The sequence below is a fragment of the Klebsiella huaxiensis genome (assembly GCF_003261575.2).
GTDB lineage: Bacteria > Pseudomonadota > Gammaproteobacteria > Enterobacterales > Enterobacteriaceae > Klebsiella > Klebsiella huaxiensis.
In genome coordinates this window covers 1171460-1193557 of the sequence record NZ_CP036175.1, presented here as the reverse complement: position 1 = coordinate 1193557, position 22098 = coordinate 1171460, and the positions used below count along the sequence as shown (strand labels likewise).

Here is a 22098-nt window from a genome sequence, read left to right as displayed (position 1 = left end):
TTCACGGAAATGAAAAGCAAAGGCTGTTCTGAAAGGGAAATAGCGGCACAAAAGACAGGAGTGTGAATCAACTCTCTTGACCCCGTGAAATAGCCCGGTAAAGCCCCTGGTATGGCACGGGTTTTAAGGCAAATGCCTGAAGCCCGAATGGCGGAGAATTGTTACGATCTTTTTGACCGTTAATCCGGCCACTGGCATTGAAAATAAGTAAAAAGGGACGCCCTCTAAGTAGGGAGAGGGCGAAACTTTTTAAGCAAGCAGCGCCGCCCACCGCTCAACCCAAGGGTTAGAGACACTTTCAGGTTCCGGATCTTCGCTGGCGTCAATCATCAGCATATCGCCAATTCGCTTACCGCCCTGCTCCTGTAATAACGCATCAAACTTCATACCGCCGCCGCAAAAGTTGGCGTAGGTGCTATCGCCAAGCGCGATAATTCCATAGCGCAAATGCGGCTGATACATGTCTTTGATGCCTTCGTACAATTGCACAATATTATCCGGTAAATCCCCCTGTCCAGTGGTCGATGTCACAACCAGCACGTATTTCCCGGTATATGATTCCCAGTCTTTGACCTCTGGATCTTCAAACACTTTTGCTTGATGCCCCAGTCCGCTCAGAATGGCCTGCGCCTCTTCAGCGACCAGGAGCGAATTTCCATACATCGTGCCGACAAAAATTCCGACTTCCGCCATAACTATCTCCCTGGATTATCCTCAACACACTCATCCTGACCGCTGTCGTCGGCAAACTCAACCCTTTCATTTAGCGGGAGAAGGCCGCACCAGCCAAACTGCGACAAAGCGCGCATCCAGACGTCGTCCAGACCAGCACGAATCACTAGCGGCTCGCCGGTAAAGGGATGCGTTAACGATAACTGGCTGGCGTGCAGCATTAGCCGCTCGCAACCAAAATGCTCCGCCGCGCTGCGATTTTGACGCAGATCGCCATGTTTACTATCGCCGATAATCGGATGGCGAAGATGGGAGAGGTGGCGACGTAACTGGTGTTTACGCCCGGTTTTCGGCTCCAGCTCCACCAGACTATAGCGAGTCGTGGGATAGCGCCCGGTTGCCACCGGCATTTCTACCGTCGCAAGGCCACGATAATGCGTCACCGCTGGCTGCGGATCTTTATTTTCGCGGGCGAATTTGTCGGCGATTTTATCCAGTTCCTCGACCAGCGGGTAATCAAGCACCGCTTCTTCACTCAGCCAGCCGCGAACTATCGCGTGATAGCGTTTCTGCATTTGATGCTGCTCGAACTGCTGCGACAGCAGTCTTCCCGCTTCGCTCGATAACCCCATCAGCAGCACGCCGGAGGTGGGTCGGTCGAGGCGATGGGCAGTGAACACGTGCTGACCAATCTGGTCGCGCACGGTTTGCATCACCACCACTTTTTCATCGCGATCCAACCAGCTACGATGCACCAGCCAACCTGAAGGCTTGTTCACCGCCACCAGCCACTGGTCCTGATAGACGATCTCCAGCATCAGACCTTACCGCCCGCAAACTGCGCATCCAGCAGAACCAGTTCCGCCAGTACCTGCTCGCGAACAGGATGAGTATTATCCAGGGCCATCTCATAATAAGGAGCAACGGCGAAGTTCTGCGGCAGAGGCATCTCGCTTTCCAGAAGCTGATGCATACGTGGAATTAATACCCACTGCAGCCACTCCAGCGGCTCCATGGTGTCGAGGCAGAACGGTTGCTCGCTGGCGAACGCACGGCTCTCTGGCGCATTTTCCTGCCAGTGTTCCGTTTCGCGCAGCAGCGCTTCAATAGCATGCAGGCGCTCACGCACGCGATGGTGAAGAGTCATGGGGAACCTCAGTGAGTTGTAAACCGGCGCAGAATAGCAAATTCAGAAGAGAAATAAAAAAAGGGAGCACTGTATAAACAGTGCTCCCGGTTCGTTTTGCAGCAATCCAGCTACATTGGTGCTCCCTGCTCGTCCTTGAAAACTTTTCCTGAGGTCTCCTGACCATGTTCATCCGTAAACTGTTGCATCCTGCTTTCACACCACCCCGATGTGAAATCACTCATCCGTAAGTCTATCCTGATCTTCCTGATCCACCGAACATCCCGACCGGCTCTCGTTCTCCCTCCTGGAGGTGTCCCTTTACGCTATCCTGCGTTATCCTGTGCTTCATCCTGAAGCCTGTCCTTGCTACGCCATCCCGGCGGGTCCTGTAGAAGTGTCATCATCCTGATGTTCACTTCATCTCTCGACTCCCTGTCGATGCGTATAGAATCCCTGATTCCGCCTCGTCTTACAACCCTTCTTGAGACAATATCTTAAGACTTATCGCTGTTAGCAAGAATCGAAAAATCTATAATCACTTGAATAATATTGATTTTATCAAAACAAGGGTGGTAACGGATCGGCTTAAATGATGACGATCTCTTACAGGTCTTGTAAGAGATCTCTCACAAAGTTTTGGGTAGTTTGGATTACAGACCAGCCTTAAGGGAATTAAGGAAACTCGCAAGCGAGGGAGAAAGGGTGGTCCGTTTACGGGTTCCGAGCGTTTCTTTGATCACTTCACCGCTCATATTACAGACCGAAATCACATCCAGTTCGCTGTCCAGCGTGGCGATAAACAATGTTGGCGACAGCTTTAAACGCTTTTGTACCAGCAGATGACCAATTAAATTCTCCTGCACCCGCTGGAAGTCATCCGGGCTCCAGGTTTGCAGCAGCGTCATGGCCTCATCGGCAAAGCGCGCCGTCATATCACCCGCAAACTGAGTGGTATAATAAGCATGAAGCGGCTGTTGTACCACAATATCCAGCGCTCGTTCAACTGCACTAATGTTGGGCTCTAAAGAAAACGGCTGCGGCTGCCAGAAAACGCCGTCATCATCCGTCGCGCTAATGCACGGCGACGGGATGCCGTAAAGATCCTCGCTGCGCGGCAGGCTGGAGTATTGCTGCTGCCACGCATCGCAATAACGTTGAGTAAATGCTTGCAGCGCTTCTGCGGTTTGATGGTCCACCGGTTTCTCTCTTCACGTTAGACAGGATACACTTGGCATATAGTGTAACCGCTTTAACTATGGTGAAACATGTCTTCTTACGATAATCATCAGGCGCTGGCTGGCCTGACGCTCGGTAAATCAACTGATTACCGCGATACCTACGACGCCAGCCTGCTTCAGGGCGTCCCGCGCAGCCTGAACCGCGATCCGCTGGATCTGCACGCCGATAACCTGCCGTTTCACGGTGCTGATATCTGGACGCTGTATGAACTCTCCTGGCTGAACGCCAAAGGTCTACCGCAGGTCGCCGTGGGCCACGTTGAGCTGAACGACACCACCGTGAATCTGGTGGAATCAAAGAGTTTTAAACTTTATCTCAACAGCTTTAACCAGACCCGCTTCGCCGACTGGCAGGAAGTACAGGCGACGCTGGCGCGCGATCTTAGCGCCTGCGCACAGGGCGAAGTGAAGGTGTCACTGTATCGCCTCGATGAACTCGAAGGCCAGCCGGTGGCGCATCTGCACGGCACCTGCATCGACAGTCAGGATATTGAAATCGACAACTACCAGTTTAACGCCGACTATCTACAGGGCGCGGCTTCCGGCAAAGTAGTCGAAGAGACGCTGGTTAGCCATCTGCTGAAATCCAACTGCCTGATTACTCACCAGCCGGATTGGGGCTCGGTGCAAATTCAGTACCGCGGGGCGAAAATCGATCGCGAAAAGCTTCTGCGCTACCTGGTGTCATTCCGCCACCACAACGAGTTCCACGAGCAGTGCGTTGAGCGCATCTTCAACGATATTCAGCGTTTCTGCCAGCCGGAATCCCTTTCCGTTTATGCTCGCTATACGCGACGTGGTGGTCTGGATATCAACCCGTGGCGCAGCAATAGCGAATTTGTCCCGGCCATCGCTCGCCTCGCCCGTCAATAGTAAACATTTTCACAATTTGCGTGCGTTAACGCGTGCGCAAGGTTGTGAAAACGCCGTCAGCAGGGCTATTGTAATCACAGGAAGACGATAATCGTCCTGTAAGGAGTTCACTTGATTACACATGTTAGCCCGCTTGGTTCAATGGATATGCTGTCGCAGCTGGAAGTGGATATGCTTAAACGCACCGCCAGCAGTGACCTGTATCAACTCTTTCGCAACTGCTCGCTTGCTGTGCTCAACTCGGGGAGCCTGACCGATAACAGCAAGGAGCTCCTGTCTCGTTTTGAAAACTTCGATATTAACGTGCTGCGTCGCGAACGCGGCGTGAAGCTGGAACTGATCAACCCGCCGGAAGACGCTTTCGTTGACGGGCGTATTATTCGTTCCCTGCAGGCCAACCTGTTTGCCGTACTACGCGATATCCTGTTCGTCTACGGCCAGATCCACAACACCGTGCGCTTCCCGAATCTTGATCTGGAAAGCTCGGTGCATATCACCAACCTGGTCTTTTCTATTCTGCGTAACGCCCGTGCCCTGCACGTCGGCGAAGCGCCAAATATGATTGTCTGCTGGGGCGGCCACTCGATTAACGAAAATGAGTATCTGTACGCTCGCCGCGTCGGCACACAGCTGGGTCTGCGCGAGTTGAACATCTGCACCGGCTGCGGTCCGGGCGCGATGGAAGCGCCAATGAAAGGCGCCGCCGTCGGCCATGCGCAGCAGCGATACAGAGACAGCCGCTTTATCGGCATGACTGAGCCGTCTATTATCGCCGCCGAGCCGCCGAACCCGCTGGTGAACGAATTAATCATCATGCCGGATATCGAAAAACGTCTGGAAGCCTTCGTGCGTATCGCCCACGGCATCATCATCTTCCCAGGCGGCGTGGGGACGGCGGAAGAGCTGCTCTATCTGCTCGGCATTTTGATGCATCCATCGAACAAGTCGCAGGTGCTGCCGTTGATCCTTACTGGACCAAAAGAGAGCGCCGATTATTTCCGCGTGCTGGATGAGTTTATCGTGCACACGCTGGGTGAATCTGCCCGTCGTCACTATCGCATTATCATTGATGACGCCGCAGAAGTGGCGCGGCAGATGAAAAAAGCGATGCCGATGGTGAAAGAGAATCGCCGCGAAACCGGTGATGCCTATAGCTTCAACTGGTCTATCCGCATCGCCCCGGATCTGCAAATGCCGTTCGAACCGACGCATGAGAATATGGCCAATCTCAAGCTCTATCCGGATCAGCCGGTGGAGGTGCTAGCCGCCGATCTCCGTCGTGCCTTCTCCGGTATCGTCGCCGGTAACGTAAAAGAAGTGGGCATCCAGGCTATCGAGAAGTTCGGTCCGTATAAAATTCATGGCGATCAGGCAATGATGCGCCGCATGGATGACCTGCTGCAGGGCTTTGTTGCTCAGCATCGTATGAAACTGCCTGGCGGTACCGCCTACATCCCCTGCTACGAAATCTGCTCCTGAGTGCTTTTCTCCCGGACAGCGGCTAACGCCTTGTCCGGGCTACTTTTCCGCACAAACCGCACAACCCCGTAGCCCGGCTCGCGCTGCGCTTAGCCGGGAGGAAGACGCGGTGATGCCTCAGATCCGGCGCATTTCCTGGAGGCGATGCTGCGCATCTTGTCCGGGCTACCGGACAGCAGACGGTGATGCACCTGTAGCCCGGGCAGGCGTATCGCGCCGCCCCCGGGAGCAGAGCGCAGAGGGGCTGAGTTTCCCGAAGGTATCCGGGCTACCCTTCCTCACAAACCGGTATGCACAAAAGCCCAGCGCCTTGTCCATTAATCAGTCCACATGCTTTCCAATAAATTCTATTTCTTTATGAATCTTTTAAAACATTTTTGCATAGCCAATCGTTTGCGTTTCCAAAAAAAGCAATAAATATCACTATAAAAAATACTTTTTAGCGAAAAAACGTCGAGAATATCGTGTTTCCACAGTAAAAACCTCGTTATTACGCAAGCCCACTATTATCTCATATGCTGAAAATGATAGCCTCCGCGCCACAAATATCTATCTGACAACTACAAACAGGCTGTTGAACTAAAAATACGCACATTAAAAGTGGATTATTGCATTTGCGATCGCGATCACTGATGAATTCACCGTATAAATGTATCTTCCCGCACCAATTGTTACGGAGAAAATGCCTAAAAAACCGTAAACAAAAAAATTTCATATTATTCATTCGTTTTTCTTCATTAGATTTTGTTGCTTCCTCCAGGAGATACAGATGGAAACCACTCAAACCAGCACCATCGTTTCGGATGCTACCCGTAGCGGTTGGCGTAAAACGGACACCATGTGGATGCTGGGCCTGTACGGCACGGCTATCGGCGCGGGCGTACTTTTCCTGCCGATCAACGCGGGCGTCGGCGGTTTGATCCCGCTGATCATCATGGCGATTCTGGCCTTTCCGATGACTTTCTTCGCCCACCGCGGTATGACCCGTTTTGTGCTGTCCGGTAAAAATCCGGGTGAAGACATCACCGAAGTGGTCGAAGAACATTTCGGCGTCGGCGCAGGCAAGCTGATTACCCTGCTCTACTTCTTCGCTATCTACCCGATTCTGCTGGTGTACAGCGTGGCGATCACCAATACCGTCGAGAGCTTTATGCTGCACCAGCTGCACATGACGCCGCCGCCGCGCGCCATTCTTTCCCTGATTCTGATTGTCGGCATGATGACTATCGTGCGCTTCGGCGAGCAGATGATCGTCAAAGCGATGAGCGTGCTGGTATTCCCGTTCGTGGTCGCGCTGATGATTCTGGCTCTGTACCTGATCCCGCAGTGGAACGGCGCGGCGCTGGAAACCCTGTCCTTGAGTAGTGCAGCCGCTACTGGCAACGGCCTGTGGATGACTCTGTGGCTGGCGATTCCGGTGATGGTGTTCTCCTTTAACCACTCGCCGATCATCTCCTCCTTCGCCGTGGCAAAACGCGAAGAGTACGGCCAGGGCGCAGAGAAAAAATGTTCAAGCATTCTGGCGCGCGCGCACATCATGATGGTGCTGACCGTCATGTTCTTCGTCTTCAGCTGCGTACTGAGCCTCTCTCCGGCTGACCTGGCGGCGGCAAAAGATCAGAACATCTCCATTCTTTCTTACCTGGCGAACCACTTTAACGCGCCGATTATCGCCTGGATGGCGCCAATCATTGCGATGATTGCTATCACCAAATCCTTCCTCGGCCACTATCTGGGCGCTCGTGAAGGCTTTAACGGCATGGTGATTAAATCCCTGCGCGGTAAAGGCAAGTCCATCGAAATCAATAAACTGAACAAAATCACGGCGCTGTTCATGCTGGTCACCACCTGGATTGTGGCGACGCTGAACCCAAGCATCCTCGGGATGATCGAAACCCTTGGCGGCCCGATTATTGCGATGATTCTGTTCCTGATGCCGATGTACGCCATTCAGAAAGTCCCGGCAATGCGCAAATACAGCGGCCACGTCAGCAACGTCTTCGTGGTGCTGATGGGCCTGATTGCTATCTCCGCGATTTTCTACTCCCTGTTTAGCTAATATCCCCCCGCGCCGCTTAACGGCGGCGCAGACAGCACTGGATGCATCATGATCAGCGTATTCGATATTTTTAAAATCGGCATTGGCCCTTCCAGCTCCCACACCGTTGGACCGATGAAAGCGGGCAAACAATTCACGGACGATCTTATTGAGCGCGGGCTGCTTCACAAGGTGACGAAGGTCGTCGTCGACGTCTACGGCTCTCTTTCCCTGACCGGCAAAGGCCACCATACCGACATCGCGATTATTATGGGCCTGGCGGGCAACCTGCCGGATACCGTCGACATCGACGCTATCCCTGGCTTTATTCAGGACGTCAACACCCATGGCCGCCTGATGCTGGCAAACGGCCAGCAGGAAGTCGCGTTTCCGGTCGATCAATGCATGAATTTCCATGCCGACAACCTGTCGTTGCATGAGAACGGCATGCGGATTACCGCCCTGGGCGGCGACCAGGTTCTCTACAGCCAGACTTACTACTCTATCGGCGGCGGCTTTATCGTCGACGAAGACCATTTCGGCCTGACCAACGACGCGTCGGTCGCAGTCCCTTATCCCTACAAAAACGCCGCCGATTTACAGCGCCATTGCCAGCAAAGCGGGCTGTCGCTTTCTGGCCTGATGATGCAAAACGAGCTGGCGCTGCACAGTAAAGAAGAGCTGGAACAGCACTTCGCTGCGGTCTGGGAAGTGATGAGCGGCGGGATTGAACGCGGAATCACCACCGAAGGCGTCCTGCCGGGCAAGCTGCGCGTACCGCGTCGCGCCGCCGCGCTGCGCCGGATGCTGGTAAGTCAGGACAACACCAATAGCGACCCGATGGCGGTGGTGGACTGGATCAACATGTTCGCCCTGGCGGTCAACGAAGAGAACGCCGCCGGTGGCCGCGTGGTGACCGCGCCGACCAACGGTGCCTGCGGCATCGTGCCTGCGGTGCTGGCCTACTACGACAAGTTTATCCGCAAAGTGAACGCCAACTCTCTGGCCCGTTATATGCTGGTAGCCAGCGCCATTGGATCGCTCTATAAGATGAACGCCTCAATATCCGGTGCCGAAGTGGGCTGCCAGGGCGAAGTCGGCGTCGCCTGCTCAATGGCAGCAGCCGGTCTGGCTGAGCTGCTGGGCGGTAGCCCCGGTCAGGTATGCATCGCCGCGGAAATCGGCATGGAACATAACCTCGGTCTCACCTGCGACCCGGTTGCCGGGCAGGTACAGGTGCCATGCATAGAACGTAACGCTATCGCTGCGGTCAAAGCCGTCAACGCTGCGCGAATGGCCCTGCGCCGCACCAGCGAGCCGCGCGTGTGCCTCGATAAAGTCATCGAAACCATGTACGAAACCGGCAAAGATATGAACGCCAAATACCGCGAAACCTCGCGCGGTGGCCTGGCAATGAAGATTGTCGCCTGCGATTAACGCCTGCTCCCGGTGTGCTGCGGCATACCGGGGATCTCATCCTTCATTTACGTTATATAAATGAAAATTTAGTTATTTATTGGTTATAAAGACGATTTGTTACCTTACGCAAAACCGCTTAAGGAGAACGAATCATGCTCAAACTATCTCGCCCGGCCCTGCTGCTACTGCTTGCTGGCTTATCCACTTCCGCGCTGGCGAAGACGCCGGAAACCGTCAATATCGGCTATCAGAAAGCCAATATCTTCGCACTGCTGAAATACCGAGGCACTCTTGATGAGAGCTTTAAAAAGCAGGGGATCGCCGTGCGCTGGATAGAGTTCCCGGCCGGGCCACAAATGCTGGAAGGGCTGAACGTCGGCAGCATCGACCTCGCCGCCACTGGCGATGCGCCACCGGCCTTTGCCCAGGCCGCACAGGCAGATCTGGTCTATCTGGCTCATTCACCAGCGAACCCGAAAACAGAAGCCATTGTGGTGGCTGAAAACTCAGCGATTAAGACTGTCGCCGATCTTAAAGGCAAGCGCGTGGGGTTAAACAAAGGCTCCGACGTGAACTACCTGCTGGTGGCCGCACTAGAAAAAGCCGGGCTGAGCTATAAAGATATCACCCCGGTCTATCTACCGCCTGCCGACGCCCGCGCCGCCTTCCAGCGTGGCGCCATTGACGCATGGGTTATCTGGGATCCGTTCCTGGCGGAAGTGGAAACCAATGCTAAAGCCCGACAGATCCGCAACGCCGAAGGGCTGGTGCCGCACTACACCTTCTATCTGGCAAGCCGAAAATTTGCTGATACTTATCCGGAGACTGCGAAGCAGGTGGTTGATGAACTGGATAAACTCAGCAAATGGGCCAATAGCCATCGGGATGATGCCGCCGGGATCCTTTCCACCTCAACCGGGCTGGATAAGGCCATCTGGCTGAAGACGCTGGCGCGCCTGCCCTACGGGGCCGAGCGTATGACGCCAGCGGTCTACAACGAACAGCAGGCGCTGGCGGACACCTTCACCCGCATCGGCCTGCTGCCGGTGAAAGTCGATGTTCGCAGCGCCACCTGGTCGCTGGATAAGCAGTAAGTCTTCCCTTCCCGGGTCACAGACGGTGGAGGACCCGTAGCCCGGACAGGCGCGTCAAGCGCCGCCTCCGGGAAAAACCTCCCGCCCCACAGTTCAGCCCTCACCCTTCGGGGAGAGGGGGACCGGCAAAATTAACTCACCTTCTCTTCACTCCCGACCGCGACCTGCGCGCCGTAGCGATAGCCTGCGCCCGGATGCGGCGCAGCCAGCCGCGGGCCGGCGCCAAACAGCTTTTCACGCAGGGTTCCTTCGCGATACTCCTGCTTAAACACACCGCGCTTTTGCAGTTCAGGGATCAACAGGTCGACCACGTCGCGGAAGGTTTCGTGCGTCACCGCATAGGCGAGGTTGAAGCCATCGACATCGGTCTCCTCCACCCAGGACTGCAATTCATCGGCAACCGTCTGCGGGCTACCGACCACCAGCGGGCCGAAGCCGCCGATCCCCGCCCAGTCCGCCAGCTTCTGCACCGTCCACTGGCTATTCGGGTCAGCGGTAGAAAACGCCTCCACCATCGACTGAATCGCATTGGTATGCAGGTACTCCAGCACCTGATCCGGCTGATACTGACCAAGGTCGATTCCAGTCCAGCCGGAGAGCAGCGCCAGCGCCCCTTCGTAGCTGACGTACGGTTTATACTCCTGCCATTTCGCCTGCGCTGCGCGGTCAGTTTCGCCGACAATCACCGTCTGCATGTTGAAGATCAGGATGCTGCGCGGATCGCGTCCGGCCTCTTCGGCACGACGGCGAATATCCGCCACCGTCTTTTTCAGCAGCACTTTTGACGGCGCGCCAACGAATACACACTCCGCATGCCCGGCGGCAAATTGCTTGCCGCGGCTGGAAGCCCCCGCCTGATAGAGCACCGGCGTGCGCTGCGGTGACGGTTCACATAGATGGATCCCCGGTACCGAAAAAAAGTTGCCTTGATGGTTGATCGGGTGAATTTTTCGCGGATCGCTGAAGATCTTACGTTTCCTGTCGCGCAGCACCGCGCCATCTTCCCAGCTCCCCTCCAGCAGCTTATAGACCACCTCCAGATACTCATCGGCATAGTCGTAGCGGGCGTCGTGATCGGTCTGCGCTTTCTGGCCAATATTGCGCGCGCCGCTCTCAAGATATGAGGTCACAATATTCCAGCCGACCCGCCCTTTCGTCAGATGGTCGAGGGTCGACAGACGGCGGGCAAACGGATACGGGTGTTCAAAGGAGAGCGAAGCGGTCAGGCCGAATCCCAGATGCTCCGTCACCAGCGCCATCGGCGTAATCAGCGCCAACGGATCGTTAACCGGTACCTGCGTCGCCTGGCGAAGCGCCGCATCGCCATTGCCGTTCAGCACATCATAGACGCCGAGTACATCGGCAATAAACAGCCCGTCAAACTTGCCGCGCTCCAGCAGGCGCGCCAGGTCAACCCAATACTCAAGGTCCTTGTACTGCCAGGAGCGGTCGCGCGGATGGGCCCACAGCCCCGGCGACTGGTGGCCGACGCAGTTCATATCAAAAGCATTCAGACGAATTTCACGTTGTGATGACATAGCACTCTCCACGACGCGCCCCGGTAGCGGGACGCGCACATAATCATTTAAGGGAATCAGGGGAAAAGGGCGTTCAGAACACCGGACATCGGACGGACGGTTTGATACCCAGCGTCAGCAGAGCTTCGGCGGCGACGGCGGCTGCATGATCAGCCACCTGCGGCAGTCCCATCAGCTCACCAAAAAAGGCCCGTGCGGCAGGCCCGCATACCAGCAGCCAGGGCGTGACCCGACCTTCCCGACCAATAGCCCGCGAATGCCGATCAACGTCCAGACCCAGGCCAAACGCATCGGCGCGAATCCACCCATCCTGGCTCAGTTGACGCAGCAGCGGTTGGCTGTCGGTCAGCGCCCCGTGCGCCGGGCCGGTAGTTAAAATCAAATGGTCAACGCTCACCCGCTGCGCTTCACCGCGCCGGGGTGACAGAGTTAGCGTTAGCTTTTGTGCATCGCCTTCGAGGGCCGTAAGCCTGGCCGCCAGCACCCTCAGGCTGCCGTCGCGCTGTCGTTGTTCAATAACTCCGGAGACCTGCGGGGCGATACGGTAACGATGAACATCCCAGTAGCTGCGTAAATGGCGCAGAAAACGCTGACGATCGGCAAGCGTCAGCCCCTGCCAGATGCTTTGCCCCTGATTACGCACCGCGTCCAGCACCACCTGCCAGGCCACTCCCTGCTCCGCCGCAAGAGCGATATCCTTGCGGATCTTTCGTAGCCGCTGGCGCAACGAACCCTCACCGTATTCAGCGGGCCAGCTCGCGCTGTTGCCGCTCAGATTGCTACGGGGCAGCAGACCGTGGCGTGAAAACGCGCTTATCGGCCCGCGATGACCCAACCGCGTCAGGGTCGCGACGGTATCCGCCATCGTCAGACCGGTCCCCATTACCGCCACGCTGGCCTCCGGCGCGATACCTTCCAGAGCGCCCGCTTGCCAGGGGTTGGCAATTAATGCCGGATGTTTTTCAAACGATATCGCCTGGGACGATAAAGAGGGCGGCGGATGGCTGATTGCCAGCACCAGCAAATCGGCTGACAGTCGACGACCACCGTCGGTGATAACTTCGCCATCATTAAGGCTCAGCGCTTGTTCACGCAGATGGATAAGCCGCCCGGCGCTGGCGCGTGCTGCCTCAGCAAAACGCAGGGCCACGTAGCAACCAAACTGCCCGCGCTGCGGATAAACCGCGCCGTCCGCAAGCTGGGCCTGCGGATCGTCAACAAAAGCAGGCTGGTTGCGGTACCAGCTATCGAACGCCCCCTCCTCTTCACCCGCAAGCTGCATCCGCGCGGCAGGAACGTTGATCCGGTGGCTCGGCTCCGTGGTGGAATACGCCACGCCAGCGCCGGGAGTCTCGCGCGGTTCCAGTAGCGTCACCCGCACGCCAACCGGGGCCAGGCGCAGGAGATGAATCGCCACCGCCGCGCCGCTGAATCCGCCGCCGACAACCACTACATGGGGTTCAGTATGCATACATCTGACCTCCCCCTCAGCTTGCGCTAACCTGTTTTACCGGACGCTTGTCGCCGCCGATAGTTTCACCGAACGGGCCGGTATTCACGCTACGCGCCTTCGGCTGGTCATGACCTGCCAGCGGCAGCAACGGCATCACCAGATCGGCGAAGCGATGCGCCTCTTCCAGATGCGGATAGCCAGAGAAGATAAAGTTGGTAATGCCGAGCGCCTGATATTCACGAATGCGTTCCGCCACCTGCTGTGGGTTGCCAACCAGCGCCGTCCCTGCCCCGCCGCGTACTAACCCCACGCCCGCCCACAGGTTTGGCGCAATGCGCAGATTGTCGCGCGAACCTTTATGCAACGCGCTCATCCGCGACTGTCCGGTAGAATCCATACGGGCAAAAATTTTCTGCGCCTGGGCGATAGTCTCGTCATCGAGATGAGATATCAGGCGATCGGCGGCGGCCCACGCCTCTTCTTCGGTTTCACGAACAATCACGTGCAGACGAATACCGTATTGCAGCGTGCGTCCACGGGCGGCGGCGCGCTCGCGCACCACCGCCAGCTTTTCGGCCACCAGCGCGGGCGGCTCGCCCCAGGTCAGGTAAGTATCGATTTGGTCAGCGGCGACATCGATGGCATCTTCAGAAGAACCGCCAAAATAGAGCGGCGGGCCGTTTTCCTGCACCGGAGGAAACAGCACTTCCGCGCCCTCAACGTGGATATGCTCGCCGTGATAGTCCACCTTTTCGCCTTTCAGCAAACGGGAGTAGACGTCGAGAAATTCGCGGGTCACCTGATAGCGTTCGCCATGGCTGAGGAATATACCGTCGCCTTTGTTCTCCACCGGGTCACCGCCGGTAACGACGTTAATCAGCAGACGACCACCCGACAGGCGGTCGAGGGTGGTCGCCATTCTTGCCGCCAGCGTCGGCGGCTGCAGCCCCGGCCGGACGGCGACCAGATAGCGCAGGCGACGAGTCAACGGCGCCAGCGCCGAGGCTACCAGCCAGGAGTCTTCGCAGCTTTTCCCGGTTGGGATCAGCACACCGTAGTAGCCGAGGCTGTCGGCCGCCAGCGCCACCTGCTGCAGGTAAGGCAAATCAACCGGGCGTCCGCCCTCTGCGGTACCCAGGTAGCGACCATCGCCGTGGGTGGGCAGGAACCAGAATACATTGATTTTATCGTCGGTTTTTTGCGTCATTATCTCTTTCCTATATAACCATATCCGATATTTATCGAAGCGTTGTTTTAATTTGGTTATATGAGTGTTAGCGATAATCATGCCAATGGTGAATGAAAAATTAACAAAATAAATTCAATAGGTTACCTGAAATTGAATTTCATCCCGCTGTTGCAAATGCGCCAGACAGTGCGTTCAGGTTGTCGTTTTTGCAACAGTACGGCAGGTTTGCCCTCTGGTTTCCATCGTCAGCACAGGATAAGTTCAGGTCATCAAATACCGGAGGTCAACCATGCTGAATCCTGAATCCCCATCCGCCACGCCTGCGCTGATCGACCCGGCGTCAAAAGCGTTTCAGAGTCTGCTGGATAAACTGGCCCCCACCGAGGCGACGGTGCTTATCGTCGGCGAAACCGGCACAGGAAAAGAGGTCGTTGCCCGCTATTTACATCATCATAGCTCACGCCGCCATGGCCCCTTCCTGGCCGTCAATTGCGGTGCGCTCAGCGAAAGCCTGGCAGAAGCGGAACTGTTCGGCCATGAAAAAGGCGCGTTCACCGGTGCGGTGCAAAGTCATCCCGGCTGGTTCGAGGCTGCGGAGGGCGGCACCCTGCTGCTGGATGAAATCGGCGAACTCAGCCTGCCGCTTCAGGTCAAACTGCTGCGTGTCCTGCAGGAGCGTGAAATCACTCGCGTCGGCTCGCGCAAAGCGATTAAGGTCAATGTGCGGGTGATCGCCGCCACCCACGTGGATCTGATGCAGGCTATCCGCGAGCGTCGTTTCCGTGAAGATCTTTACTATCGGCTAAATATCGCCATTGTTCCGCTGCCGCCGCTGCGCCAGCGCCGTCAGGATATTCCCATACTGGCGGACCATTTTTTGTCGCTCTACGCCCGCCGTCTGGGCCGTCCGGTTCGTCGTCTGGCCCCGGAAACCCTGGCAAGGCTGATGGAATACCCCTGGCCGGGCAATATTCGCGAGCTGGAAAATACCCTGCATAACGCCGTTCTGTTGAGTAAAGAAGAGGAAATTAGCCCCGCTCAGCTCCGGCTGACGACCCTCAGCAACGAACCCGCGGCCACCAGCGACAGTGAGCTGGATGACTTTATTCACCACCAGCTCTCCTTACCGGGCGAGCCGCTGTGGGAACGGGTCACCGGAGCGTTGATTCGCGGCGCGATGGCCCGCTGCGATGACAATCAAAGCCAGGCCGCAGCGCTGCTGGGCATTAGTCGCCACACGCTGCGCACGCAGTTGGCGAATTTTGGCATTATTAAAAGCCGCCGCAGGCTGGAGCCGACTTATCGTCCGGCGGTAAATAGTGAAAGTCATGACCGGGAACTGCGCATCGGTTTTCAGCGCTTCGGCAACCTCGGTATCCTGAAAGCGCGGCAAAGTCTGGAGAAAGCCTTTGCCAGCCACGGCGTCAGCGTGCTGTGGAGCGAGTTCCCCGCCGGGCCACAGTTGCTGCACGCGCTGGCCTGCGATGAGATAGATTTCGGTACCACTGGCGAAGCGCCGCCAGTCTTCGCTCAGGCCAACAACAGCGATCTGGTCTACGTCGCCTGGGAGCCGCCCGCACCGCAAAGCGTGGCGATGGTCGTCCCGCAGCACAGCGATATCCACACCATTGCCGACCTGCGCGGTAAGCGCATCGCGCTGAATAAAGGCTCTAACGTTCACTGGCTGCTGCTGCATATTCTGGAAGAGGCCGGGCTAGAGTTGAATGACGTCAAAGTGGTCTACATTCCACCGAAATACCCGCTAACCGCCAGCGATTATCTAACAGTTGATGCGTGGATGATGTGGGATCCGCTACTCAGCGATGCGGAATATAGTGGTGAATTACGGGTCGTCACCAGCGGCGAGGGGCGCGTCAACAACCACCATTTCTACCTCTCGCGCCGCGACTACGCCATCCGCAATAACGATATTATGCAGCGCCTGGTAGCCGAATTAACGCAGACCGGGCAGTTTATCGACCAGCACCGTGATGAAGCTGCAAACTTGCTCTCTGCGGAGCTGGGGATTAACGCCGCTTCGCTGACCCGAGCATTAGCCCGCCGCAGCCATCGAACACGCCCGATGGAACTCAACGTGATTCGCGCCCAGCAAAGTATCGCCGATCGTTTTTACGCCCTGGGGCTTATCAACAAACCGATTTCGGTGCGCGAAGCGGTCTGGTACGGCGACGCCACTAATAGCGAACCTAGCCTGCTGATGCACGTCGATTAGATCGAAACTGCGAGTCATCTTCCTGATTCTCCTGGTGCCAATAGCCTCACCCGCGCAGCGATGTTACCCTAAAAGGCATTAAGAACAGGAGCCTATCTATGGGGACATCCGTGGCCGTTCATCTACTCATCGTCGACGCACTTAATCTCATTCGTCGCATTCACGCGGTACAGGGGTCGCCCTGCGTCGATACCTGTCTGCACGCGCTTGAACAACTGGTTGTCCATAGCCAGCCGACTCACGTCGTGGCGGTGTTTGATGATGAAGAGCGCGGTCATGGCTGGCGGCACCAGCGCCTGCCGGACTATAAAGCCGGGCGTGCGCCGATGCCGGAAACCCTCGAAGCGGAAATGCCAGCCCTGCGGGCGGCGTTTGAGCAACACGGGTTCCGCTGCTGGGCGATCTCCGGCAGCGAGGCCGACGACCTTGCCGCCACTCTGGCGGTGAAAGTGGCGCAGGCCGGGCATCAGGCCACCATTGTTTCCACCGATAAAGGCTACTGCCAGCTGCTGTCGCCAACTATCCGCATTCGCGATTATTTCCAGAAACGCTGGCTGGATGCGCCGTTTATCGCCAAAGAGTTCGGCGTCACGCCTCAGCAACTGCCCGACTACTGGGGTCTGGCGGGTATCAGCAGCTCAAAGGTTCCCGGCGTGGCGGGGATTGGGCCGAAGAGCGCCGCCCAGCTGTTAACCGATTTTCAGGATCTGGAAGGGATCTACGCGCGACTGGCGGACGTGCCGGAGAAGTGGCGTAAGAAGCTGGAAGAACATAAAGAGATGGCGTTTATCTGCCGTGAGATAGCACGCCTGCAAACCGATTTGCAGCTGGATGGCAACCTGCAACAGCTGCGGCTGGCACGGTAGCGCTATCCTGCCCGCAGACAGCGGCTACCCCGTAGCCCGGGCAGGCGCTTTGCGCCGCCCCCGGGAGCAAAGTGCAGAGGGGCAGAATTTCCCGGAGGCGATGCTGCGCATCTGTCCGGGCTACCATCCCGCAGACGGCGGCTACCCCGTAGCCCGGGCAGGCGCTTTGCGCCGCCCCCGGGAGCAGAGTGCTGAGGGGCAGAATTTCCCGGAGGCGATGCTGCGCATCTGTCCGGGCTACCATCCCGCAGACAGCGGTAAGCCCGTTGCCCAATGGCGCATCCTGCCCACAGACGGCGGTAAGCCCGTTGCCCAATGGCGCATCCTGCCCACAGACGGCGGTAAGCCCGTTGCCCGGTTGGCGCATCCTGCCCACAAAGCGGCATCCAACACAGGCCGGACAAAGCGACACGCCGCCATCCGACAACCGGGAGAAAACGTTCTCTTAGGCTTTATTCTTCGATACGTAATCCGTAGGTTTTGAATTTTTCCAGCACGATAGCGATCGCCTCGTCATCAAGCACCGGAACCGGATCAACAATAGCCAGCGTGCTGAGGTAGAGCTGCGCCAACACTTCCACCTCATGCGCCAGCCACAGTGCTTTTTCCAGATTATCTTCACAGGCGATCAGGCCATGGTGCTGCAATAGCGTCGCTTTACGGTTTCTAAGGGCCACTGCCACATATTCGGACAGCTCGCGGGTACCGAAAGTGGCGTACGGCGCGCAGGGGATAGAATTACCGCCCGCCGCCGCAATCATGTAGTGAATAGCCGGAATCGGGCGGTTGAGGATTGAAACCGCCGTGCAGTGGACCGCATGGTTATGCACCACCGCGTTAGCGTCAGAACGCGTCTGATAAGCCGCCATATGAAAACGCCACTCGCTGGATGGCAGTTTGCCCTGTTCATGCTGGCCGTTGGCATCAATATAAACAATGTGCGCTTCGGTCAGTTTTTCATAAGCGATGCCCGTGGGCGTTATGAGCATTCCCCCCTGATAACGCACGCTCACATTACCTGCGGTTCCCTGGTTTAATCCCAGGCGGGTCATTTCCAGGCAGGTATCAATAATCTGCCGGGCCAGTCTATTTCGTTCCATTTCTTACCTCTCTTTATGATGCTCAATACGACAACAGACGACTCACCTGGCATGACGCCCTGGCGCTGTTGAATAATGCGAATAATTGTTCACCATCATCATCCTGAATAATGAGAAAGGAATTTACATCACCACGTTCTGTGATATCCCTCACTTATTTGAAGCCAAAAAAAACAGATAACTCATTTTAAATTTCTCAAAAATGCCCGTTATTACTGATACATTAAAAAACGGGCATTTTAGCGATAATTGTAACAACTGCCCGTTTTCCACATTATAAATTTAATCGGTCATTCTCTTTGTGGGTTTTAGAATTAACATTCTCAAACGGTCATGTTTTCCTGATTATTAAAGTGATGATAATCACATAAAATCACTCAATAGATGCTAAGTGTGACCACCATCATATTAAAAGACGTTTTTTATTTGAAAATGCATTCATGAGTTCATTCCGTGATGTTTATTTCACTGTTTACACCGTCACCGGAACTCCCCTGATTTTTGCGGTCTGGTGGGTATAACCAACCACACTCTAATGCTGCTGAACACGCTTCTGAACCAATGAGGATGCTATGGGAAACACAACAATACAAACGCAGAGTTTTCGTGCGGTAGATACAGGGCAAAGCAAACGCTATATTATTCCCTTCGCCTTACTGTGCTCGTTATTTTTCCTTTGGGCGGTCGCCAATAACCTGAATGACATCTTATTACCCCAATTTCAACAAGCTTTTACGCTAACTAATTTTCAGGCCGGACTAATCCAATCCGCTTTTTATTTTGGCTACTTCGTCATTCCTATCCCTGCCGGGATCTTGATGAAAAAATTAAGTTACAAAGCAGGAATCATCACCGGATTATTCTTATATGCTTTAGGCGCAGCATTATTCTGGCCAGCCGCCGAAGTGATGAACTACACCTTATTCCTGATTGGATTATTTATTATCGCTGCAGGTTTAGGTTGTCTGGAAACGGCGGCAAATCCTTTTGTTACTGTGTTAGGGCCAGAAAGTGGTGGACACTTCCGACTTAATCTGGCGCAAACTTTTAACTCTTTTGGTGCCATTATCGCCGTCGTCTTTGGGCAAAGTCTTATTTTGTCTAACGTGCCGCATCAATCTCAGGAAGTGCTCGATAAAATGGCACCCGAACAGCTCAGCGCCTATAAGCACAGCCTGGTGTTATCGGTACAAACCCCTTATATGATCATCGTCGCGGTCGTCTTACTGGTCGCTCTGCTGATTATGTTGACCAAATTCCCAGCCCTGCAAAGTGATGATCATAGTGATGTCGGACAGAGTTCATTTTCAGCATCGTTTTCCCGCCTGGTGCGCATTCGCCACTGGCGCTGGGCGGTACTGGCGCAGTTCTGCTACGTCGGCGCGCAAACAGCCTGCTGGAGCTATCTGATTCGCTACGCGATCGAAGAGATCCCCGGCATGACCCCAGGCTTTGCCGCCAACTATCTGACCGGCACCATGGTGTGCTTCTTTATCGGTCGCTTCACTGGCACCTGGCTTGTCAGCCGCTTCGCGCCGCATAAAGTCCTGGCAGCCTACGCCCTGCTTGCCATGATTCTGTGCCTGATTTCAGCCTTCACGGGCGGCCAAATCGGTCTGTTGGCCCTGACGCTGTGCAGCGCATTTATGTCGATTCAGTATCCGACCATCTTCTCGCTGGGTATCAAAAATCTGGGACAGGACACTAAATACGGCTCCTCTTTCATCGTCATGACCATCATTGGCGGCGGCATCGTCACCCCGGTCATGGGTTTTGTCAGCGACGCCGCAGGCAGTATTACGACTGCAGAGCTCATTCCGGCACTTTGCTTTGCCATCATCTTCATCTTTGCCCGTTTCCGTTCACAAACGGCAGCTAACTAAACATTTATCCGAATAACGTGAGGAATCTGTAATGAAAAAAATCAGCTTACCGAAAATAGGTATTCGCCCGGTTATTGATGGACGTCGCATGGGAGTGCGCGAGTCGCTCGAAGAACAAACCATCAATATGGCGAAGGCCACCGCCGCGCTTATTACCGAGAAACTCCGCCATGCCTGCGGTGCGCAGATTGAGTGTGTGATTGCCGATAGCTGTATCGCGGGGATGGCGGAATCCGCCGCCTGTGAGGAGAAATTCAGCAGCCAGAACGTCGGCGTCACCATCACCGTCACGCCATGCTGGTGCTACGGCAGCGAGACTATCGATATGGATCCGCTGCGGCCGAAAGCCATCTGGGGCTTTAACGGCACCGAACGCCCCGGCGCGGTTTACCTTGCAGCAGCACTGGCCGCCCATAGCCAAAAGGGTATTCCGGCGTTCTCTATTTACGGTCATGACGTACAGGATGCCGATGACACCTCCATCCCTGCGGACGTTGAAGAAAAACTGCTGCGCTTCGCTCGCGCTGGCTTAGCGGTCGCCAGCATGAAAGGCAAAAGCTATCTTTCCGTCGGCGGCGTGTCGATGGGGATCGCCGGTTCTATCGTCGATCATAACTTCTTCGAATCCTGGCTGGGCATGAAAGTGCAGGCGGTGGATATGACCGAACTACGTCGCCGTATCGACCAGAAAATCTATGACGAAGCCGAACTGGAAATGGCGCTGGCGTGGGCGGATAAAAACTTCCGCTATGGCGAAGACCAGAACGCGCAGCAGTATAAGCGTAATGAAGAGCAGAGCCGTGCAGTGCTGAAAGAGAGCCTGCTGATGGCAATGTGCATTCGCGACATGATGCAGGGCAACAAGAAGCTGGCGGAAAAAGGGCTGGTGGAAGAGTCACTGGGCTATAACGCCATCGCTGCCGGCTTCCAGGGCCAGCGTCACTGGACCGATCAATACCCCAACGGCGATACCGCCGAAGCGCTGCTCAATAGTTCATTCGACTGGAACGGCGTACGTGAACCCTTTGTCGTCGCCACCGAGAACGACAGCCTCAATGGCGTGGCAATGCTGATGGGACATCAGCTGACCGGTACCGCTCAAGTGTTTGCCGACGTCCGTACCTACTGGTCGCCGGACGCCGTTGAACGCGTCACCGGCAAACTACTAACCGGCCTTGCCGAGCACGGTATCATCCACCTGATCAACTCCGGCTCTGCGGCGCTGGATGGATCTTGTAAGCAGCGAGATGACAACGGCAAACCGACCATGAAACCACACTGGGAAATCAGCCAACGGGAGGCCGACGCCTGCCTGGCCGCCACCGAGTGGTGCCCGGCGATTCATGAATATTTCCGCGGCGGCGGCTTCTCTTCCCGCTTCCTGACCGAAGGCGGCGTACCGTTCACTATGACCCGAGTGAATATCATCAAAGGTCTTGGCCCGGTACTGCAAATCGCCGAAGGCTGGAGCGTTGAGCTGCCGAAAGAGATGCACGACCAGCTTGATGCCCGCACCAACTCCACCTGGCCCACCACCTGGTTTGCACCGCGCCTGACCGGTAAAGGCCCGTTCTCAGACGTCTACTCGGTGATGGCCAATTGGGGCGCTAACCACGGTGTACTGACCATCGGTCACGTCGGCGCCGACTTTATTACCCTGGCGTCAATGCTGCGTATTCCGGTGTGCATGCATAACGTCGAAGAGGCGAAGATTTATCGCCCTTCCACCTGGTCTGCGCACGGCATGGATACAGAAGGCCAGGATTACCGCGCCTGCCAGAACTATGGCCCGCTGTATAAACGTTAATGTGGCTTTGCCCGGTGGCACAAGCTTACCGGGCCTACGGGCGCGTGAACCGTGGGCCGGATAAGCGCAGCGCCATCCGGCGACGTT

Annotated in this window: 17 protein-coding genes; 9 read left to right on the top strand and 8 right to left on the bottom strand. The window is 55.9% G+C overall.

The genetic code is table 11. The features are described from left to right. Positions 1 to 249: 249 nt before the first annotated feature. From DA718_RS05740 to syd, 4 genes are all read right to left on the bottom strand, one after another. The gene (locus DA718_RS05740; RefSeq protein WP_112213889.1) at positions 250 to 693 is read right to left on the bottom strand and encodes a flavodoxin; all 444 of its coding nucleotides are present in this window, start codon (positions 691 to 693) and stop codon (positions 250 to 252) included. Positions 694 to 695: 2 nt separating this feature from the next. After that, entirely contained in the window at positions 696 to 1490 is a 795-nt protein-coding gene (gene truC / locus DA718_RS05735; protein ID WP_112213890.1) for a tRNA pseudouridine(65) synthase TruC, read from the bottom strand. After that, positions 1490 to 1819 (bottom strand): YqcC family protein, encoded by a 330-nt coding sequence (locus tag DA718_RS05730; RefSeq protein ID WP_112213891.1) that lies wholly within the window; start codon positions 1817 to 1819, stop codon positions 1490 to 1492. The genes truC and DA718_RS05730 overlap by 1 nt, the downstream gene beginning before the upstream one ends. 632 nt (positions 1820 to 2451) lie before the next feature. Next, entirely contained in the window at positions 2452 to 2997 is a 546-nt protein-coding gene (syd, locus tag DA718_RS05720) for a SecY-interacting protein (protein WP_112213892.1), read from the bottom strand. 69 nt (positions 2998 to 3066) lie between these two features. Between syd and queF the strand changes: the two genes are divergently transcribed. From queF to DA718_RS05695, 5 genes are all read left to right on the top strand, one after another. Beyond that, entirely contained in the window at positions 3067 to 3912 is an 846-nt protein-coding gene (gene queF / locus DA718_RS05715) for an NADPH-dependent 7-cyano-7-deazaguanine reductase QueF (protein WP_112213893.1), read from the top strand. Between the two features lie 111 nt (positions 3913 to 4023). After that, positions 4024 to 5391, top strand: a complete 1368-nt coding sequence (gene ppnN / locus DA718_RS05710) for a nucleotide 5'-monophosphate nucleosidase PpnN (RefSeq protein WP_110275885.1) — start codon at positions 4024 to 4026, stop codon at positions 5389 to 5391. 769 nt (positions 5392 to 6160) lie between these two features. Then, on the top strand, positions 6161 to 7450 hold the full coding sequence (locus tag DA718_RS05705; RefSeq protein ID WP_112213894.1) for an HAAAP family serine/threonine permease: 1290 nt from the start codon (positions 6161 to 6163) through the stop codon (positions 7448 to 7450). Positions 7451 to 7498: 48 nt separating this feature from the next. Then, positions 7499 to 8866, top strand: a complete 1368-nt coding sequence (locus tag DA718_RS05700; RefSeq protein WP_112213895.1) for an L-serine ammonia-lyase — start codon at positions 7499 to 7501, stop codon at positions 8864 to 8866. A 134-nt stretch (positions 8867 to 9000) separates the two neighbouring features. Further along, complete coding sequence (locus tag DA718_RS05695) at positions 9001 to 9942, top strand: aliphatic sulfonate ABC transporter substrate-binding protein (RefSeq protein WP_112213896.1); 942 nt, start codon at positions 9001 to 9003, stop codon at positions 9940 to 9942. 131 nt (positions 9943 to 10073) lie between these two features. Here the strand turns inward: DA718_RS05695 and DA718_RS05690 are convergent, their stop codons facing one another. From DA718_RS05690 to ssuD, 3 genes are all read right to left on the bottom strand, one after another. After that, positions 10074 to 11480, bottom strand: coding sequence for an LLM class flavin-dependent oxidoreductase (locus DA718_RS05690; RefSeq protein ID WP_112213897.1), 1407 nt, complete (start codon positions 11478 to 11480; stop codon positions 10074 to 10076). A 73-nt stretch (positions 11481 to 11553) separates the two neighbouring features. After that, a complete protein-coding gene (locus DA718_RS05685) occupies positions 11554 to 12951 on the bottom strand; it encodes an FAD/NAD(P)-binding protein (RefSeq protein WP_112213898.1) in 1398 nt (465 codons plus the stop codon). 16 nt (positions 12952 to 12967) lie between these two features. Further along, positions 12968 to 14140, bottom strand: a complete 1173-nt coding sequence (gene ssuD, locus DA718_RS05680) for an FMNH2-dependent alkanesulfonate monooxygenase (RefSeq protein ID WP_112213899.1) — start codon at positions 14138 to 14140, stop codon at positions 12968 to 12970. Between the two features lie 271 nt (positions 14141 to 14411). On the opposite strand from ssuD, the gene DA718_RS05675 reads away from it, so the two are divergent. After that, on the top strand, positions 14412 to 16355 hold the full coding sequence (locus DA718_RS05675; protein WP_112213900.1) for a sigma-54-dependent Fis family transcriptional regulator: 1944 nt from the start codon (positions 14412 to 14414) through the stop codon (positions 16353 to 16355). 110 nt (positions 16356 to 16465) lie between these two features. Beyond that, a complete protein-coding gene (gene xni / locus DA718_RS05670; protein ID WP_112213993.1) occupies positions 16466 to 17221 on the top strand; it encodes a flap endonuclease Xni in 756 nt (251 codons plus the stop codon). Positions 17222 to 17673: 452 nt separating this feature from the next. Here xni and fucA read toward each other — a convergent pair whose 3' ends face one another. Continuing rightward, complete coding sequence (gene fucA, locus DA718_RS05660) at positions 17674 to 18321, bottom strand: L-fuculose-phosphate aldolase (protein WP_112213902.1); 648 nt, start codon at positions 18319 to 18321, stop codon at positions 17674 to 17676. A 572-nt stretch (positions 18322 to 18893) separates the two neighbouring features. On the opposite strand from fucA, the gene fucP reads away from it, so the two are divergent. After that, the gene (fucP, locus tag DA718_RS05655) at positions 18894 to 20204 is read left to right on the top strand and encodes an L-fucose:H+ symporter permease (RefSeq protein ID WP_112213903.1); all 1311 of its coding nucleotides are present in this window, start codon (positions 18894 to 18896) and stop codon (positions 20202 to 20204) included. A 31-nt stretch (positions 20205 to 20235) separates the two neighbouring features. Beyond that, positions 20236 to 22011, top strand: coding sequence for an L-fucose isomerase (fucI, locus tag DA718_RS05650; protein ID WP_112213904.1), 1776 nt, complete (start codon positions 20236 to 20238; stop codon positions 22009 to 22011). Positions 22012 to 22098 lie beyond the last annotated feature (87 nt).

What these genes read in the sequence shown, in the direction of transcription:
- DA718_RS05730 (WP_112213891.1), bottom strand. Translation starts at nt 1,819, where the DNA reads ATGACTCTTCACCATCGCGTGCGTGAGCGCCTGCATGCTATTGAAGCG.
- truC (WP_112213890.1), bottom strand. Translation starts at nt 1,490, where the DNA reads ATGCTGGAGATCGTCTATCAGGACCAGTGGCTGGTGGCGGTGAACAAG.
- DA718_RS05695 (WP_112213896.1), top strand. Translation starts at nt 9,001, where the DNA reads ATGCTCAAACTATCTCGCCCGGCCCTGCTGCTACTGCTTGCTGGCTTA.
- queF (WP_112213893.1), top strand. Translation starts at nt 3,067, where the DNA reads ATGTCTTCTTACGATAATCATCAGGCGCTGGCTGGCCTGACGCTCGGT.
- fucA (WP_112213902.1), bottom strand. Translation starts at nt 18,321, where the DNA reads ATGGAACGAAATAGACTGGCCCGGCAGATTATTGATACCTGCCTGGAA.
- DA718_RS05740 (WP_112213889.1), bottom strand. Translation starts at nt 693, where the DNA reads ATGGCGGAAGTCGGAATTTTTGTCGGCACGATGTATGGAAATTCGCTC.
- DA718_RS05705 (WP_112213894.1), top strand. Translation starts at nt 6,161, where the DNA reads ATGGAAACCACTCAAACCAGCACCATCGTTTCGGATGCTACCCGTAGC.
- DA718_RS05690 (WP_112213897.1), bottom strand. Translation starts at nt 11,480, where the DNA reads ATGTCATCACAACGTGAAATTCGTCTGAATGCTTTTGATATGAACTGC.
- fucI (WP_112213904.1), top strand. Translation starts at nt 20,236, where the DNA reads ATGAAAAAAATCAGCTTACCGAAAATAGGTATTCGCCCGGTTATTGAT.
- DA718_RS05675 (WP_112213900.1), top strand. Translation starts at nt 14,412, where the DNA reads ATGCTGAATCCTGAATCCCCATCCGCCACGCCTGCGCTGATCGACCCG.
- DA718_RS05685 (WP_112213898.1), bottom strand. Translation starts at nt 12,951, where the DNA reads ATGCATACTGAACCCCATGTAGTGGTTGTCGGCGGCGGATTCAGCGGC.
- fucP (WP_112213903.1), top strand. Translation starts at nt 18,894, where the DNA reads ATGGGAAACACAACAATACAAACGCAGAGTTTTCGTGCGGTAGATACA.
- ssuD (WP_112213899.1), bottom strand. Translation starts at nt 14,140, where the DNA reads ATGACGCAAAAAACCGACGATAAAATCAATGTATTCTGGTTCCTGCCC.
- DA718_RS05700 (WP_112213895.1), top strand. Translation starts at nt 7,499, where the DNA reads ATGATCAGCGTATTCGATATTTTTAAAATCGGCATTGGCCCTTCCAGC.